Raw genomic sequence first — 17,472 nt, 5'->3', positions numbered from 1 at the left:
AGTCTAATTCGTCTCGTATGTGGGAACTGATGAGCGCTCACACTCGAGTATTAATTAGTATAGACAATCCTGACTAACTATAAGGGAGCGTAAGCGGTAACCTTCTTTTGTGGGCAAGTATGACGCTGGATAGGGTATCGGGAAAAGTGGCTTTAATTTTAAGGAAACGCCTATTCAGTAACCGAATGAATATGAGGGCGCGGTCAAAATTAAGGCATAAAAAAACCGCCGAAGGGCGGTTTTTTCTATCTATCAGCCTAAGCAGGCTGATAGATTATTATAAGCTAGCGGCAGCACGTAGTGCTTCAACTTTATCAGTACGTTCCCATGGGAACTCATTGCGTCCGAAGTGACCATATGCAGCTGTAGACTTATAGATTGGGCGAGCCAAATCTAACATCTCAGTTAATCCGTATGGACGTAGGTCGAAATGCTGGCGAACCAATTGAATTAATAGCTCTTCAGACACCTTGCTAGTACCGAATGTTTCGATACTGATTGATGTTGGCTCTGCAACACCAATTGCATAAGACACTTGAAGCTCACAACGGTCAGCAAGACCTGCTGCAACGATGTTTTTAGCAACGTAACGGGCAGCATATGCCGCACTACGGTCAACCTTTGATGGATCTTTACCTGAGAATGCACCACCGCCGTGACGAGCCATGCCGCCGTATGTATCAACGATAATTTTACGACCAGTTAGACCACAATCACCTACTGGACCACCGATAACAAAACGGCCAGTTGGGTTGATGAAATACTTAGTGTCTTTGTTTAACCACTGCTCTGGTAGCACTGGCTTGATGATGGTTTCCATCACGCCTTCGATAAGGTCTTTTTGATTAATACTTTCGCAATGCTGAGTCGACAGAACAATTGCATCGATACCAACAATTTTATTGTCTTCGTATGCAAAGGTCACCTGGCTCTTGGCATCTGGGCGTAACCAAGGCAAGATTTTGTTCTTACGTACTTCAGACTGACGCTTAACGAGTGCGTGAGCATAAGTAATCGGTGCAGGCATGAATACATCAGTTTCATTGCTAGCATAACCAAACATAAGACCCTGATCACCGGCACCCTGTTCTTTAGGGTCTGCGCGATCAACACCTTGGTTAATGTCTGGAGACTGCTTACCAATCACGTTTAATACAGCACAAGAATCGGCATCGAAACCCATGTCTGAATTGATGTAACCAATGTCACGAACGGTCTTGCGGGTGATCTCTTCTATATCTACCCAAGCTGAAGTAGTGACTTCACCACCAACCATGACCATACCAGTCTTCACGTATGTTTCACACGCAACACGAGCTTTTGGATCTTGCTCTAGTATTGCGTCTAATACCGCATCAGAAATCTGATCGGCGATTTTATCAGGATGACCTTCTGAGACTGACTCAGAGGTGAACAAGTGCTTTGCCATGGTGGGGATCTCGTCGTTAAGCAATTTGAATGTATACCCAAGCTATCAAGCCACAATTTGCGGCGAATACACCTTCTGCTTAGGCTGAACCTTGCATCATGAAGCCGTTTGGGTATAGAAGTATCTACATCTAGACGGCTATTTTAATCCATTATGGCAGCCTTATCACCCCCGATGACGAATTATTCCTCGAAATTGTGACATTAGGTATATTTTTGGAAGTCTATTTTTGTTAATAATTCATATTTATCAAATAATTACTAGCTATGCTGTTCGAGGTGTTTTATTTGATATATTTTTAATACGCGAGTATGCAGTTTAAGATGTAGGGGGATTTATTAACAAAAATGTGTGTTTAAGTGAAGAAAATGACCATAACCGCAATAAACATTTGCGTCGGCATGTTATGTAGGCGAAAATATGGCTCCCAAATTTGCCGTAGAGCATCGATGTTTTCATAAGTGCTGAACGATATAGTGCTCGTTGCTCTAGACCTCAAAAAAACAAGCAGGAGAGAGCATGTCATCTCGTAAAGAACTCGCAAACGCTATCCGCGCATTAACCATGGATGCCGTTCAAAAAGCCAATTCAGGTCACCCAGGTGCACCAATGGGGATGGCTGACATCGCTGAAGTGCTTTGGAACGATTTCCTTAAGCACAACCCAAATAACCCTGAGTGGGTTGATCGTGATCGTTTTGTTTTGTCAAACGGTCATGGCTCTATGCTTATATACTCTTTGCTTCATCTGACAGGCTATGCACTGCCTATCGAAGAGATTAAGAATTTCCGCCAGTTACATTCAAAGACGCCTGGTCATCCTGAATACGGTTACACTCCAGGTGTTGAAACGACTACCGGTCCGCTAGGTGCTGGTATCAGTAACGCTGTCGGTATGGCGATTGCTGAAAAGACGTTGGCTGCTCAATTCAACCAACCAGGTCACGACATTGTTGATCACTTCACATACTGTTTCTTAGGCGATGGCTGTCTAATGGAAGGTATCTCACACGAAGCGTGTTCACTTGCTGGTACGTTAGGCCTAGGTAAGTTAGTGGCATTTTGGGATGACAACGGTATCTCTATCGATGGTCATGTTGAAGGTTGGTTCACTGACGATACGCCTAAGCGTTTCGAATCATACGGCTGGCATGTGATTGCTAACGTCGATGGCCACGATAGCGATGCGATTCGTGCGGCAATCGAAGCAGCTAAATCAGTGACTGATAAACCAACAATGATCTGTTGTAAAACCACGATTGGTTTTGGTTCGCCAAACAAATCTGGTAGCCACGATTGCCACGGTGCACCACTGGGTGATGCTGAAATCGCTGCTGCTCGTGAGTTCCTTGGTTGGGATCACGCTGCTTTTGAAATTCCAGAAAATGTTTACGCAGGTTGGGATGCCAAAGAAGTTGGTCAAACTAACGAAGCTAACTGGAACGACAAGTTTGCTGCCTATGAAGCTGCTTTCCCTGAGCTTGCTGCAGAATACAAACGTCGTGTGATCACTGGTGACTTACCTGCTGATTTTGAAGAGAAGGCACAAGCTTTCGTTCAAGAATGTCAGGATAAAGCTGAAGGGATCGCAAGCCGTAAAGCATCACAAAATGCCATTGGTTTCTTTGGTAACATGTTACCTGAACTACTTGGCGGCTCTGCTGACCTTGCAGGTTCTAACCTGACACTTTGGTCTGGTTCTAAAGGTATTCAAGAGGATCCAGCTGGTAACTATATCTACTACGGTGTACGTGAATTTGGTATGAGCGGTATCATGAATGGTGCATCACTTCACGGTGGTTTCATCAACTACGGCGCGACCTTCATGATGTTTATGGAGTATGCTCGTAATGCGGTACGTATGTCAGCATTGATGGGAATTCAAAACGTTTTCGTTTATACCCATGACTCAATTGGTCAAGGTGAAGATGGTCCAACTCACCAGCCAGTAGAGCAACTTGCTAACCTACGTATGACACCAAACATGACTGTTTGGCGTCCATGTGATGCGGCTGAAACTGCTGTGTCTTGGAAGTCTGCTATTGAGCGTCGTGATGCACCAACATCATTGATCTTCAGTCGTCAGGGTCTTAAGGCTCAAGCACGTACAGCTGAGCAGTTAGCAAACGTAGCAAAAGGTGGTTATGTACTGAGTGATTGCGCTGGTACTCCAGATCTAATCCTTATTGCAACGGGCTCAGAAGTTCAACTTGCGATTGATTCTGCTGCTGCATTGACAGAGCAAGGTCAGAAGGTTCGTGTGGTTTCTATGCCTTCAACTAACGAATTCGATAAGCAAGATGCTGCGTATAAAGAATCTGTACTTCCACGTGCAGTGACTAAGCGTGTTGCTATCGAAGCGGCTCACGTTGATTTCTGGCATAAGTATGTTGGTTTTGACGGTGCTGTTGTTGGTATGTCAACGTTTGGTGAGTCAGCACCAGGTGGCGACTTGTTGAAGTACTTTGGCTTTACCGTTGAAAACGTTGTTGCAACAGTTAACGGTCTATAAGCACTTTGTACTAAAGCTGCAGATGATCCATTGGTTATTCAATTAATGGATCAACTTCGTTATCACATCGATTGATTTTTTATGATGTGAAATAAATACTAAGGTTTTACTTTACGTATTTATGGTACAACGGCTTATCTATGATACAACGGCTTACCTATGATGGTAGGCCGTTATTGTATTAAAAATTGAGCTTAATAGGGATAGAGATAGGTCTATGATTAGAGTCGCAATCAATGGATATGGCCGTATCGGTCGCTCAATTCTTCGTGCTGTTTACGAAACTGGTAAACGTGCTCAAATTCAAATCGTTGCTATCAACGAACTCGCTAAACCCGAAGCTATGCTTCATCTCACCCAATACGATACCACTCATGGTCGTTTTCAATCTCAGGTGCAGTTAGATGCTGATGGGAAAAAAATGTTGATCGGTGATGACGCCATTACACTTTTACATGAAAGTGATCCTAACAAGCTGCCATGGGCTGAGATGGATATCGATATTGTTTATGAAGCGACAGGTGTGTTGTCTGATAGAGAAAGCTGTGAGGCCCATATTCATGCTGGCGCAAAGCAAGTGCTTATTAGTCACCCATCATCGAGTGATGTCGACGCCACCATTGTTTACGGTGTGAATCACCACCTTCTTAGGCCTGAGCATACTGTAGTATCAAATGCTTCATGTACCACTAACTGTATTGTGCCTGTTATCGAAGTCTTGGATAAACACTTTACGGTCAAAAGTGGCGCTATCACCACCATTCACTCTGCGATGAATGATCAGCAAGTCATCGATGCTTACCATGACGATCTGCGCCGAACGCGTGCGGCGGGTCAGTCTATTATTCCGGTGGATACTAAATTGGCGCGGGGAATCGAGCGCATACTCCCGCACATGAAAGATAAGTTTGAAGCTATCTCAGTGCGCGTGCCAACCATTAATGTAACGGCTATCGATGTCTCGGTTACTATTGATTCAAAAGTAGATATAGCGCTGGTAAATCAAGTGCTTTGTGATGCTTCTAAGGGCCTATATAAAGGTGTTTTAGGGTATACTAACGAGCCGCTTGTATCTTGTGATTTTAACCATGATCCCAGATCCAGTATCGTCGACGGAACTCAAACACGAGTCAGTGACGGTCATCTCGTGAAGCTACTTTTATGGTGTGATAACGAGTGGGGTTTTGCCAATCGTATGCTGGACACCAGTTTAGAGATGATAAAGGCAAAAAGAGCTTCATAAGCTTTGAACTCAATTTTTAATCTGATGGCTTGGTGTAGTGTCCCGGCGGTCAGATAACCCGTTTAATTTTTAACTTTAACTTTAACTTTAACTTTTAAGCATTTAAGGAAACATACAATGGCTATTATCAATATGTCAGAATTAGATCTACAAGGTAAGCGTGTGCTTATTCGTGAAGATCTAAACGTGCCAGTCAGCGACGGTGTTGTGACCAGTGATGCACGTCTACGTGCTGCACTGCCAACCATTAAATTGGCGCTAGAGAAAGGGGCGGCTGTGATGGTTATGTCGCACCTTGGACGTCCAACTGAAGGTGAGTTTAATTCAGAGTTTTCTCTTCAGCCAGTTGTCGATTACCTGACTAAAGCCCTCTCTTGCCCTGTGCGTTTAGCAGGAGATTACCTTGACGGTGTTGAGGCTAATGTCGGTGAAGTCGTGGTGTTCGAAAACGTACGTTTTAATGTTGGCGAAAAGAAAAACGATGAAGCTCTCGCTAAAAAGCTAGCTGCACTGTGTGATGTGTATGTGATGGATGCTTTTGGCACCGCACACCGTGCACAAGCATCGACTCATGGCGTAGGTCTTCATGCACCAATCGCGTGTGCGGGTCCTTTGCTTGCAGGTGAGCTTGAAGCTTTAGGTAAGGCGATGGACAATCCAGCTCGTCCGCTTGTAGCGATAGTGGGTGGCTCTAAAGTATCGACTAAACTGACGGTACTAGAGAGTCTATCGACGATTGTTGATCAGCTTGTTGTGGGTGGTGGCATCGCTAACACCTTTATTGCAGCAGCGGGTCATGAAGTCGGTAAGTCACTTTATGAAGCAGACCTTATCGAAGAAGCTAAGCGTTTGGTTGCCAATGCTAAGAGCCGTGGTGCTGATATTCCGGTACCGACTGATGTCGTGGTTGCTGGTGAGTTTAGTCCTACAGCAAGTGCTACGCTAAAAGGTGTTAGTGAGGTTTCTGCTGATGAGATGATCTTTGATATCGGACCTGATAGCTCGCAAGCTTTAGCTGAAATCTTAAAGAATGCTGGCACGATTGTATGGAATGGCCCAGTGGGTGTATTTGAATTTGATCAGTTTGGTGAAGGTACCAAGCGTATCGCACAAGCGATTGCCGATTCAAATGCATTTTCTATTGCCGGTGGTGGCGATACGCTAGCTGCAGTAGACAAATATGGTATTGCAGATAAAATTTCATATATCTCTACTGGTGGTGGCGCTTTCCTTGAATTTTTAGAAGGTAAGGAACTTCCTGCGGTAGCTATGTTAGAATCTCGCGGAAAATAGTGAACATCAGTCGATTTATCATCAAAAAATAGCAAAAATAATGATAAATAGATGTTAAATCGACATATAAAAAGAAACCGTGTTTTGGCTCTGATTTACTGCTACTAAGGTAAGCGGAGTCAAAACATAAAATTCAATCCAAACGATAGCGACCTCGGTGGTGTAATACTAATCAGTATAAAGATTTGATCGCTCAGCGAGGGTATAGCGGTCCTGAGGCAAGGCAACGAGTGAAGATCATAGTTATTCTACGGTTAAGCTCGTTAACACAGCATCAGAACCGCTAAAACTCGTCTGTAAGGAGTATTTTGGGCTGCCTACTTCTGCGTTGAATGAACTCATAAGGGAACAACCATTATGTCATCCATTCGCCTTGAATTAGTTTGCCAAAAAATACTCTGAGTAGATCAACTTCTTATATTGATTGGTATCAATACCCTATTATTGGAGTAAAAAATGGCTTTAATTTCCCTACGTCAAATGCTTGATCATGCTGCAGAACATAATTATGGTGTTCCAGCTTTTAACGTTAACAACCTTGAGCAGATGCGCGCAATTATGCAAGCTGCTGAAGCGACTGATAGCCCTGTGATTGTTCAGGCATCTGCGGGTGCTCGTAAATATGCACGTCCTCAGTTTCTGAAATACCTGATGGCTGCGGCGCTCGAGCAATATCCAGATATTCCAGTATGTATCCACCAAGATCACGGCACAGATCCTGATATCTGTCAGCGTTCTATTCAGCTTGGCATGTCATCAGTGATGATGGATGGCTCTTTGATGGCTGATGGTAAAACGCCAGCATCTTATGATTACAACGTTGATGTTACGCGAAAGACAGTGGCATTTGCTCACGCTTGTGGTGTGTCTGTTGAAGGCGAAATTGGTTGCTTAGGCAGTCTAGAAACCGGTGAAGCGGGTGAAGAAGATGGTATCGGTGCTGCTGGTATCCTTACTATGGATCAAATGCTAACGACGCCTGAAGAAGCGGCGCGTTTTGTTGCTGATACCCACGTCGATGCTCTTGCTATCGCAATTGGTACTAGCCACGGTGCTTATAAGTTTAGCCGTAAACCTACCGGTGATGTACTGCGTATCGATCGTATCAAAGAGATCCACGCACGTATTCCTAACACTCACTTAGTGATGCACGGCTCCTCTTCAGTGCCACAAGAGTGGTTAGAGATTATCAATAAGTACGGCGGTGCGATTCCTGAAACATACGGTGTTCCTTTAGAGGAGATTGTTGAAGGTATTAAGCATGGCGTCCGCAAAGTGAACATCGATACCGATCTTCGTTTGGCTTCTACTGGTGCAGTACGTAAATTCTTAGCTGAAAACCCAACTGAGTTTGATCCACGTAAATTCCTTAAAGCGTCAATGGAAGCGATGGCAGACATCTGTACTACGCGCTATGAAGCGTTTGGTTGTGCTGGAATGGGCTCTAAAATTAAGCCTAAATCACTACAAGCTATGTACAAGGCATACCAATCAGGTGAGCTAGATCCTGAAGTGAGATAAAGCTTTTAAATAGATATGGTTACGCTTTTTTATTAGATGCCCGCTTTTGCGGGCATTTTTGTATTTATCTCTTTATTTGTTACTTTCTGTGCCCAAAGAGCTAGAACTTAGTGTCTTTATCATTTTATTGAGTCTTTATCAGAATATATTAATCTGCATCACTATTTTCAATTATGTTTTTTGAGTGTTAAAATTGCAGTAATTTTAAGAGAAATGATCTTTCGGAGTGTTATAAAAATGAAAACAATGCTTATTGCATCAGCTATTCTAATGGCGGCACCTTTTGCTGCTCAAGCCGGTGCCGACTTTGTTGAAGGCGATAAGACCTTTGGCGGTGATGCAGAATTGGGTGCTACAATAACAACGGGTAATACTGACACTACCTCAGTTAAAGCGCGTCTTGATATGAAGCAAGAATTAGGAAATTGGGAAAACCAGTACCTATTGGAAGCTTTATATACTGAAGACACCGGTGAAGTGACTGGTAAACGATATTTAGGTTTAGTGCAGGCTGATTATAAATTAGACGAGATCAGTTATCTGTTCATTAATGCGAACCATGAAGTTGATCCTTTTACTGGTTTCGATTCAAAATCAACGATCTCTTCAGGTTATGGCCACAAGTTTGTTGACACCGGAAAGACATTGTTCAGTGTGGAAGTCGGTCCTGGTTACCAATATAAACGACTTGATGATGAGAGTGCACTTGCGGCAGGTTATGATACTGAAGATAGCTGGGTTGCTCACGGTGTTGCAAATTTTGAAACTGAAATCACTGACAGCTCTAAGTTTAAGCAGATGTTTGTTGCCGATTTTGGTGAGAGCTTAGAAGGTCGTTCAGAGACCTCTATTACTGCAAACATTATCGGTGCTCTTGCGATGAAATTTGCTGTGATCATTCGTTATAATGATAAGCCATTAGACGATAAGAAAAGCACAGATACAGAAACGAATATGACCTTGTTGTACGCATTCTAACGTCTATTCGGCTAAAGACTTCAATTAGATGAAAGCACCTTTTTGGTGCTTTCATTTTTTATACGTATAACACCGTCTATAAATACAAATTTTAAACAATCACTTTTATTGCATCTTATTGGTTTGTAATAATAATGAGCCCTCAGTCACGATTTTAATTATTGGGTTCGAATAATGACTTGTGATCACAGAACAGCATGCTAGGAGTGGCTACAATCGTTTGCCCTTAGGTCGAGTTGAGATTGATATGCAAATTGGCTCATGCTGGTTCGATATAGAGAATAAAACATTATCCAATCTCGCTAATGAAACGAGTTGGAAAATGCCGGCTGCAGAGTTTTCTGTTATAGAAATCTTAGTACAGCACCGTGGTCAGGTGTTATCGAGAGAGGAGCTGTTAGTTGCTATACCAGCAGAACTTCGAGCTCTCTCTTTATTAACTGAGGCTATTGAGCGCATTCGTTTTTATCTTGGACTTGATTATGCCGGATTAATCGAGACTGTGGATAATCAAGGTTATGTATTGCACAGTGCCCCTAAATCAAAGACAAACAATATCTCTTCAATTCCCTTTGGCAGTATTTCAGCTAAGCATTACTTCATCTTAATTGGGCTGCTATTAGGGTTGCTGTGGATGATCAATTTAGTTTTTGTTCCTGCAATGGAAATCAATCCAATGAAAAAGCAGGTGATCACTAGTCAATCGTCCAATATCTCTTTTTATCCGATATTTACCTCTATGAAATTAAAGGAAAAATATCAACCTCAGATTCAATCATTCATCAAAAGTATAGAGACATGTTCCAAGGTGCCTTGGCAGAATATATACCTCTCTTTTTCTACAGAAGATGATCTCATCAGTTTTGTACTTAAACGAGAAAGATTAGGCCGTATCGAGATTAGAAACCTAAAACAGGTTCCTTTAGATGATGATTGGCATTTTATCGATAAGTCTTGGTTAACTAAGGTAGGTATTTGTGGTTAATCAACATTTGAAATCCATGAACTATGCCAAGAAAGTGTGGTTATTGGTCTGCAGTTTATTCGTCATCATAGGCATCTGTATTGGGTTACACTTCTTTTTCGGTCCTGAAGATAATATGAGCTTATCATGCCGGGCAGATCTCCACGGTAAAGGTGTCAAACGCGATGTGAAAGTGGCCATTGATATTAAAATTGTGGGGGAAGAGGTGACACTCAAATATCGCTCTTTCGAGTCAGGGACAGATAATCACTCTATGATTATGAAAGGCAAGCTTGAAAAACTTGATTTGACCTCGATGACGTTTAAATTGAAGTTGGAGAAAGGCCAAGTAGTTTCTAATTTATTACAACACAGCTTTTCAAATCATATGAAATCGGTTATCGATTCAAGTCGGCTAGCGATGGCTAACCGTGGTCCTTTGTCGCTCGATATTCATCTGCTCGAAATTGATGAAAAACAGCACTATGCCATTGTGCAATTCTCTCCTGACGATGGACTGTGGGGATGCGATATAAAGGATAATAAACTCACTTTCTAGGAGTTTACTTCCTATAAGGTTATTGTCATTTGAGCTGATGTTATTGAGGTAAAAATGGAGAGGTAAGTAAACCTCTCCAAGATGGTTAAAGCGGTGGGAGGAGATCGATTTCATTTGAGCTTAACGCCCCTTTGATCTCGATTGCGACCTTGTATTTTTGGACTAACTTTGCCGAATCTCCCTGACTCCAGTCTAAGTCTGGTGCTTCAAACGTGTAACTCCCCTTTATGTCAGATTCAGACAGTAAACCCTCGCATTCATTTTCCTGAGTATTACAGCTGTAGCTGTTGGTTAGATGCCAGCGTTGCCATGATTTTGGGTTGTTAATACCGCTGCTCTCTTCAGGGAACCCAAAGTAGATGATGTTGTAATCTTTGGCTTGGGTGATCGCTTGCTGCGCGTTATCGCTGAGCATAAAACTCAATGCACCAGACACACCGTCGAAACTTGTTAACTCAAGTTCAATGTTGGCGGCTTTGTCGATATGTATGGTGGGGACGACAGGAGGTGGCGTGACTTCGCCTCCACCGTCATGACTATCACTGCCGCATGCCGAGACGAAAAGCGCACAAGCTATGAACGAGCTGAGTCGTGTGTAATTCATTGCGCGATCCTTTAATTAAAGTGGCCGGTATGACACGTTGTGCATTCCATGTCTGTCTTTACGCTAGCAGCTGTGCCCATAGTATCGCTGACGCCGTGACAGCTCTGACAACTCTGTGCATCGCTTGATGGTTTAGACTCAGGTAAAGCACCAATATCTTCACCGTGATAGGCACGATTTAGTAGCTCGACTAAATGGAAGGCGATAGAGGCTGATAGTCGGTAGCAACGCTCACCTTTTTGGCTGAATGTCTTGCCGGATGCTTTAGACCAGTTACTGATTGAGGAGTGACATAGAATACTGTTCGCGGTTGATGAACTGCCTACAAGTGCTGTTTTCTCATCGGTAGAACCGATACCTGACACAAATTCTGCTGATGAAAATGGTAGCTCGGTATTTTCGTAGTAACGGAATGCGGCACCGATAACCGCAGAGTTTTGCTTGTTAATGTCGTCCAGAATATTGATCAGCATTCCAGCCGCGTTCAAATTGCCGCAAATCGTCCCCTGTCCAACAACACCTGCAAACCCGTAGCCGGCAAGTGCTGTGGGGATGGTTTTAAATTTTGCTGCATCTTGACTGGATGAGTTCGCTAGCATGGTGACAAGTGAGTGAAACACCTGATGCATACACCCCCCGCCTGTTTCATAAGCAAGCTTTGCCGTGGCCATAGGATCAAGGGGTACATATTTTAGTTTATCACCTAGCTCAAGGTGGAAATTCCCTTGTTCATCTGTTCCGGCGAAGGCTGAGGTGCCAACTAAGGTCATTCCGGCTGCTGCGGTGCTGATGCCTATGATTTTTGTTAGTGCCTGGCGTCTGTTAATCGTCATCATGTTCCCTTATTTTTTATATGGCTGATTCAGTAGTCAGGATTTTCTGACCTGAGATTTGGAACTAGTGTCTATGGTGAAGGCGATAAATAGTGTGAGCTGAGGCGGATGAATATTGAGGCTGAAATTTGTTTTAGCGTTAAATGAAAATGAATAATTCTAATGCTTTTTCCCGATGAATTACTCGAATATCAACCTGAATATCAGGCTGAGAAGTGATGGATAACCGCTTATTTGTAATCTTCATGTAAATTTATCGACTTTGAATCTCAAATTGCCGATAGATTTACATATTTACTGATGTGATCCTGTTCGCAAACTAATAAGTTACTGACTTTTAACTCTATCTTTTGGCGTAGGTTTTTAGAGGAGGTAGCCGTGATCACAGAAATAGGGGGTTAACTTACCTATTATTCCAGTGAAAATGGTGATGGGGCATATTATGATCTTAGGTGTTTGTCAGTTTGATGCTCATCGAGCTCAACTAAAGAATCTTGCAAGTGGAGAGCAATGGCAGCTGCCAAGAGCTGAGTTGCAAGTGCTAAAACTCCTGCTAGCGCATCGAGGATGCGTGGTTGCAAAGCATAAGTTAGGGGCGGCTGACGAAGAGCATCCATTACTAAGTGATTCATCGGTCACACGTGCTGTATTTATGTTGCGTTCATTCCTCGGGACTGAACATGAGCATCTTATTGAGACGGTCAAAGGACGAGGTTATCGGTTACGGGAAGATACTAAAACATTCAAACCAAAGTGGCTTGTCATGCCTAAGCTCAAGGCTGTACTGGCCGTTTTAATGCTAGGTTTTACTGTGCTGATTATGATGGTGTCTCTGGACCAATATAAAGGTGCAGATGAGAGTACAGAAGCGTTAAACAGTGTCAGCTTACAGCTCTCTTCAGGGCAAACATTGAATCTGATGAGTTTCAGTAAATCTAAGACTAATAATGAGCCCTTGTTAGTTTTAGTTGAACAACTTAAAGCGGGTTTTAAGCAATGTCATTCGACACCTTGGCAGCAGGTGTATCTATCTTTATCCCATGACAAGCAAGTGTTTAATATCACCATGAAGGGGGAAAAGTTAGGCCAGTCAAAAATCAGAAATTTGAAGTTAACCGATTATCGTCAGCAAAAACAATTCATCTCGCAAGCTTGGTTAGATGAGGTCGACATTTGTGAATAGAAAATTACTCTGGGGGATCAACACATTCGTCTTGATTATATTAATCGTCAGCGTGACAATCAGCTATCGTCACCTTAATCCCTCACAAGCATTAATGATGAGTTGCAGTTCAGAGCTGTTCGATCGTAACGAGCTGGGAGGGAGTATCAGCCGCCATTATCTTTTAGTTGATGTATTTGCTAAAGGAAAGTTAGCACAGTTAAATTATCGATATTTTAACCATGATGGCAGTTCTGCTGGTAATATCATGATGAAAGGAAATGTATCGGGTGTGAATGCCGATCCACACAAGTATTCATTTTCAGTCAAGACCAAGGAGGAATCGGGTCTTGATAGCGAGGTTAAATCACCAGAACATATGCGTTACCTCTCCTATGTCAGCTCCTTTAACTTGGACAACAAAGGGATGCATAATTTGAGTGTTGAGATGCTCGATTTCAATGAGCTGCATGATTATGCGGTGGTGATTTTTCAACCGAGTAATACCGTATGTGGCTGCCGTTTGGTTCAATAGGTGACTTTTGAACTACAATTAATCTAAACATAAAATAAGTATTTGATTTTATTTCGCAAATATTCAGGGGCTCAGTGTCTATAATTCGCGTTAAGCAGGAAGAAACACTTTCAATAAAGTTTATCCATCAGATGAAGGTGGGCGATAACCGTCGCCTAGATCTGTATTTTTTCCTGCCCAAAGAGATGGGTATTGGTCCTCACAGCCTTGATGAGGAAGAGTATTACCACTCATCTATCACAGGACGACGCTCCTATTACTCGACTGGCTTGCATCTGCCTTTAGTGCAAAGTCGTTTCATCAGTCAAAAAAAGCGAACAGTGGAGGAGTTTAGGCTCTATCAAAACCTGTTTGCTTATCAGTTTGCAGTGGCTATCGAAACGGATGTTAAGGAGTTAGCGCAGATTGAAGATCCTGCGGTTTTCTATGCAGACCTCAAGGATTTAAGCGAATTAGTGACGCAACTGTTGAAAAAGTTTCGTCGTAATGAGCCGAGTGATCCGAAATGGAAGTCATATTTCGAAAATGCCGATAACTATCTCTCTTGGTTCTGTGAGCAGCAGTTGCTCAAGCTACTATCACGTGCACCCAGAAGCAGCAGTTACAATGAAACGGTAGAAGGGGTTGTTGAGCTTTGCCGTGGTGAGCGACAACATCGTGATAAACGGCGTTACAACTCACAGCAGACTCAAGATGATCCTAACCGTATCTCGAATAAAATGTTGCTGTTAAGGCGGTTAATTCAACAAGGTGTTGTATTAAAAGATGAGCTTAAAACCTTAGGCACTGGTCTTAAAAAGATGACCACAGGTGTGGCAACTGCGGTGGTGATGCTAGTTGTCTCAGCTTTGATTATAAAGGCGCAAGGCGTGTTTAGTGGCTTAACCATCGCCTTAGTGCTGACATTAGCCGTTATCTATGGGTTTCGTGAGATATTTAAAGAGGATATTCGCAATGCATTATGGCGTTTTATCCAGAAAGGGCGCCCTAAGTGGAGTCGGATATTAAGGGACACCACGAGTCAAACTGCCATCGCTAAGCAGTTAGTGTGGCTTGATTTTATGAAGACGACTGAACTACCCGATACCGTGTCTAATATTTTAAAGCGACGCCATAGTCAGAATAAGATCGATGCTGAAGTGCTTCATTATGGGATCCATACTCGGGTAACTCAGAAAGAGTTTTTAACTGGATATAGCACAATTCAGGAGCAAGTTAACATCAGCTTGGCACCGTTTGCTCGTTATTTAGAGCGAGGTAAAGCGAAGATTTATAAAGAGCAAGATGGCAAGATAAGCAATGACTCAGTTGAGCGTCGTTATCAGATCAATATGATCCTCGCTATCAAAAATGGCAAAGAGGAAACCAAATACGCCAGATACAAGGTCACAATGAATCGTTCAACGATTGTTGATGTGAGTCAAAGCGACCTGCCTGATGGTGTCCCTGTGATGGATTAATACCAATAAACTTTGCGTGTCGAGCGGACTTAATTACCCTATGTTTTGTCGCGTAAACGCCTGACAGATCATCTGTTCACCGGTTTGCTTTGCACGCTTAAGGGCAACCTCGGCGTGACTTAAATACTGCTCTAATGTTAATCCTGTTTGATAGGTCGCAATGCCCATACAGATCCCTTCACTTAGGCCAATATCACTTAAGTTACTCATGGATTTTATCGCAAAATGGTGTGCTTCATCGGCATCTGTGGTTGGCAATATGATGATGAGTTTACCTAACTGCCAATGGGACATCTGATAACCAGTGGGGAGATCTCGCAGGATTTTTAGCTCGACCTCTTTCTGTCTATTTTCCAGTTGACCAATATCACTCATATGGCTCAACATACTTTCTGCTGTGATATCGATAAGTATTAAGCTTGAGGTTTCCCTACTGTGAGAGTCGAGTGAGGTAAAGTAGCTTTCTAAATCCCTGATATTGACCAGCACAGTGGTGCGGTGAGGTACCAACTCGCCACGCTCTACAAGTGACTGTTTTTTAACTGCCTGCTCAAAGGTACAGACAATATACTCAAGCTCACCGGAGGAGTCTAAGTGTCCTTTTAGGGTCGCTTGAAGGCAGTCATTTACAATATGATTTTGTGAGCAAATAACCTGACCTTTCCAGCTTCCTTGAAGGGTTATCTGTTGCAAAATTTGAGACCATTTATTGCCCAAATCACGGTTTAACAGTTCGGTGAGATTATCTGTTGGGTTCTGTTGGATTTGCAGCTGTTCATCAAAGGCTTGATTGGTGCGCACTAAGTTTCCATCAGCCTGAATAAGGGCTGCTGGTACCGCGCTATCGTTAAGCATCTGACTAATATAAGCATCGTTTTTGGTGTTATTGAGTTCACTCACATCTTCAAAAGTGATCAATAAATACTGCTTGCTTTTTATCGACTCTTGCTGGGTTTTGATATGAGCGACAAGCTGTGACTGACTCTCAACCCCAGAGTCAAATTCACCAATCCACTCTCCACCGCGTTGAACTTGAAGCATTATTTTAGTGTATTCATGGTCTTCAAGGTGCAAAATCCTCTGCAAACTGCGATCAAGTAGCTCATCATTTGGGAGGCCTAATTGTGTTGCAGCTCGCTCGTTTGCAGAAATAACGCGGCTATTATCATTGACGATAATACAACCAAAATCACGGTGGAATAATCGGTTAGATAGTTCGATGCAGTACCTGCGTGATCCTTGCTCAAGTCTGTAAAGATGGCTGAGGAATATGAGTAAAGATGCCAAAATAGTTAGTATCGAAGCACCAATAATCAGCAAGCTACGCCATTCAGTGAACTTAGCCGCAATATCGTCATTAAGCACGTACGATACTAGGAAATATTCTCTGCGAGTTTCATATTGAGTGGTTAATTCAACCTTTAAATAGACAAAGGTTGCATTGTCACCGTGAAATTGACCAAAGTTGCTGGTTGCCATCTTACGCCACAGGGCCGGGTAACTCTGTCTAAGGCTGCCACCCATGGTGTCAGGTACCCTTTGTAAAGAAGGGGCTGCTTCAACTCCGGCATAGAGAAGTCCTTGGGTATCGAGCATAAGCAAAGGTGACTGACTACTTGAGTAGGCAGGCTTGATGCTTTTTAGTATTTGAGCCATTGAGGTATAAGTGACGAGGTAACCTCGGATACTCTGATCTGGATTTTCAAGCCAGGCAAGTTGATACATATAAGGCTCTAACTTGCCATTGATCGGGTTAAACTCAAGCGGAGAAGTGTAGATTTCACTGCCTCCCATATTACGGGAAGCACCGAGTAGTGCCGAGGGCAGAGGTTCATTGCCAAAATCATCACTGGTGGCGAATTTGAAATTACCTTGAGGATCAAATAGTGCTAAATCTAGCAATTCTGGAATATTATCTCGGATAATATTCCAGTTTTGTTTTAACTTTTCTTCTCTTTCACTACTGGGGAGATCGATGTAGAGTTTAAGCAATTCAGACTTGGCAAACATCTGGGTGCGGAACTGCTGGAATGCGACCTTATCAGCGATAACGGTACCGACAGCTTGCAGTTCACTGTAGCGCTGGATGGCCCAATCTTCTTGAAGTCGACGCTCACCTAGGGTGATGATGACATTACCGAGAAGTGTTACGCTGAGAATTAATAAACAGATCTGAGCTGCAATGGCCAGCAAGCGTTGATGAGACCAATGGATCCCTTGAGCAGCTATGAGAAGAGGTTGATTTCGCGTCAGCATTTATGTTTTTTAGTTGTTTGTTTTATGGAAAGAGATATTAACACAAATCCCTCGCCCAAACAGCGGGAGTTATCTTGTTCTAATGCCATAATGGTGGGTATTATTCTGGGGATTACACCAATCA

General features: G+C 42.9%; 14 protein-coding genes. 10 read left to right on the top strand and 4 right to left on the bottom strand.

What is annotated here, in order from left to right; all coding sequences use genetic code 11:
- Positions 1-277: 277 nt before the first annotated feature.
- Complete coding sequence (gene metK / locus FN961_RS17400; protein ID WP_144041450.1) at positions 278-1,429, bottom strand: methionine adenosyltransferase; 1,152 nt, start codon at positions 1,427-1,429, stop codon at positions 278-280.
- A gap of 519 nt (positions 1,430-1,948) precedes the next feature.
- Here metK and tkt point away from each other — a divergent pair.
- From tkt to FN961_RS17360, 7 genes are all read left to right on the top strand, one after another.
- Positions 1,949-3,940: a transketolase gene (tkt, locus tag FN961_RS17395; protein WP_144041449.1), complete on the top strand. Its 1,992-nt coding sequence runs from the start codon at positions 1,949-1,951 to the stop codon at positions 3,938-3,940.
- Positions 3,941-4,157: 217 nt separating this feature from the next.
- On the top strand, positions 4,158-5,183 hold the full coding sequence (epd, locus tag FN961_RS17390) for an erythrose-4-phosphate dehydrogenase (protein ID WP_144041448.1): 1,026 nt from the start codon (positions 4,158-4,160) through the stop codon (positions 5,181-5,183).
- Positions 5,184-5,300: 117 nt separating this feature from the next.
- Positions 5,301-6,476: a phosphoglycerate kinase gene (locus FN961_RS17385; protein ID WP_144041447.1), complete on the top strand. Its 1,176-nt coding sequence runs from the start codon at positions 5,301-5,303 to the stop codon at positions 6,474-6,476.
- Between the two features lie 456 nt (positions 6,477-6,932).
- Positions 6,933-7,997 carry a class II fructose-bisphosphate aldolase gene (fba, locus tag FN961_RS17375; RefSeq protein WP_144041446.1) on the top strand — a complete coding sequence of 355 codons (1,065 nt, stop codon included), beginning with the start codon at positions 6,933-6,935 and terminating at the stop codon, positions 7,995-7,997.
- A 237-nt stretch (positions 7,998-8,234) separates the two neighbouring features.
- On the top strand, positions 8,235-8,975 hold the full coding sequence (locus tag FN961_RS17370) for a DUF481 domain-containing protein (RefSeq protein ID WP_144041445.1): 741 nt from the start codon (positions 8,235-8,237) through the stop codon (positions 8,973-8,975).
- A gap of 247 nt (positions 8,976-9,222) precedes the next feature.
- Positions 9,223-9,960 (top strand): winged helix-turn-helix domain-containing protein, encoded by a 738-nt coding sequence (locus FN961_RS17365; RefSeq protein ID WP_185972825.1) that lies wholly within the window; start codon positions 9,223-9,225, stop codon positions 9,958-9,960.
- On the top strand, positions 9,953-10,498 hold the full coding sequence (locus FN961_RS17360; RefSeq protein WP_144041443.1) for a hypothetical protein: 546 nt from the start codon (positions 9,953-9,955) through the stop codon (positions 10,496-10,498). Before FN961_RS17365 ends, FN961_RS17360 begins: the two co-directional genes overlap by 8 nt.
- A gap of 85 nt (positions 10,499-10,583) precedes the next feature.
- Here FN961_RS17360 and FN961_RS17355 read toward each other — a convergent pair whose 3' ends face one another.
- The gene (locus tag FN961_RS17355) at positions 10,584-11,102 is read right to left on the bottom strand and encodes a hypothetical protein (protein WP_144041442.1); all 519 of its coding nucleotides are present in this window, start codon (positions 11,100-11,102) and stop codon (positions 10,584-10,586) included.
- Positions 11,103-11,113: 11 nt separating this feature from the next.
- The gene (locus FN961_RS17350; protein ID WP_185972824.1) at positions 11,114-11,935 is read right to left on the bottom strand and encodes a cytochrome c3 family protein; all 822 of its coding nucleotides are present in this window, start codon (positions 11,933-11,935) and stop codon (positions 11,114-11,116) included.
- 442 nt (positions 11,936-12,377) lie between these two features.
- Here FN961_RS17350 and FN961_RS17345 point away from each other — a divergent pair, with 442 nt between their 5' ends.
- The 3 genes from FN961_RS17345 to FN961_RS17335 all read left to right on the top strand — a co-directional run bounded on the left by FN961_RS17345 (position 12,378) and on the right by FN961_RS17335 (position 15,092).
- A complete protein-coding gene (locus FN961_RS17345) occupies positions 12,378-13,118 on the top strand; it encodes a winged helix-turn-helix domain-containing protein (protein WP_144041440.1) in 741 nt (246 codons plus the stop codon).
- Positions 13,111-13,632 (top strand): hypothetical protein, encoded by a 522-nt coding sequence (locus FN961_RS17340; RefSeq protein ID WP_144041439.1) that lies wholly within the window; start codon positions 13,111-13,113, stop codon positions 13,630-13,632. Before FN961_RS17345 ends, FN961_RS17340 begins: the two co-directional genes overlap by 8 nt.
- A 74-nt stretch (positions 13,633-13,706) precedes the next feature.
- On the top strand, positions 13,707-15,092 hold the full coding sequence (locus FN961_RS17335; RefSeq protein ID WP_144041438.1) for a hypothetical protein: 1,386 nt from the start codon (positions 13,707-13,709) through the stop codon (positions 15,090-15,092).
- Positions 15,093-15,125: 33 nt separating this feature from the next.
- Here the strand turns inward: FN961_RS17335 and FN961_RS17330 are convergent, their stop codons facing one another.
- Entirely contained in the window at positions 15,126-17,348 is a 2,223-nt protein-coding gene (locus tag FN961_RS17330) for a PAS domain-containing protein (RefSeq protein WP_144041437.1), read from the bottom strand.
- Positions 17,349-17,472 lie beyond the last annotated feature (124 nt).

It is taken from the genome of Shewanella hanedai (assembly GCF_007197645.1).
Taxonomy (GTDB): Bacteria; Pseudomonadota; Gammaproteobacteria; order Enterobacterales; family Shewanellaceae; genus Shewanella; species Shewanella hanedai.
This window is presented reverse-complemented; position numbering and strand designations above follow the sequence as displayed.

What these genes read in the sequence shown, in the direction of transcription:
- metK (WP_144041450.1), bottom strand. Translation starts at nt 1,429, where the DNA reads ATGGCAAAGCACTTGTTCACCTCTGAGTCAGTCTCAGAAGGTCATCCT.
- tkt (WP_144041449.1), top strand. Translation starts at nt 1,949, where the DNA reads ATGTCATCTCGTAAAGAACTCGCAAACGCTATCCGCGCATTAACCATG.
- epd (WP_144041448.1), top strand. Translation starts at nt 4,158, where the DNA reads ATGATTAGAGTCGCAATCAATGGATATGGCCGTATCGGTCGCTCAATT.
- FN961_RS17385 (WP_144041447.1), top strand. Translation starts at nt 5,301, where the DNA reads ATGGCTATTATCAATATGTCAGAATTAGATCTACAAGGTAAGCGTGTG.
- fba (WP_144041446.1), top strand. Translation starts at nt 6,933, where the DNA reads ATGGCTTTAATTTCCCTACGTCAAATGCTTGATCATGCTGCAGAACAT.
- FN961_RS17370 (WP_144041445.1), top strand. Translation starts at nt 8,235, where the DNA reads ATGAAAACAATGCTTATTGCATCAGCTATTCTAATGGCGGCACCTTTT.
- FN961_RS17365 (WP_185972825.1), top strand. Translation starts at nt 9,223, where the DNA reads ATGCAAATTGGCTCATGCTGGTTCGATATAGAGAATAAAACATTATCC.
- FN961_RS17355 (WP_144041442.1), bottom strand. Translation starts at nt 11,102, where the DNA reads ATGAATTACACACGACTCAGCTCGTTCATAGCTTGTGCGCTTTTCGTC.
- FN961_RS17350 (WP_185972824.1), bottom strand. Translation starts at nt 11,935, where the DNA reads ATGACGATTAACAGACGCCAGGCACTAACAAAAATCATAGGCATCAGC.
- FN961_RS17345 (WP_144041440.1), top strand. Translation starts at nt 12,378, where the DNA reads ATGATCTTAGGTGTTTGTCAGTTTGATGCTCATCGAGCTCAACTAAAG.
- FN961_RS17330 (WP_144041437.1), bottom strand. Translation starts at nt 17,348, where the DNA reads ATGCTGACGCGAAATCAACCTCTTCTCATAGCTGCTCAAGGGATCCAT.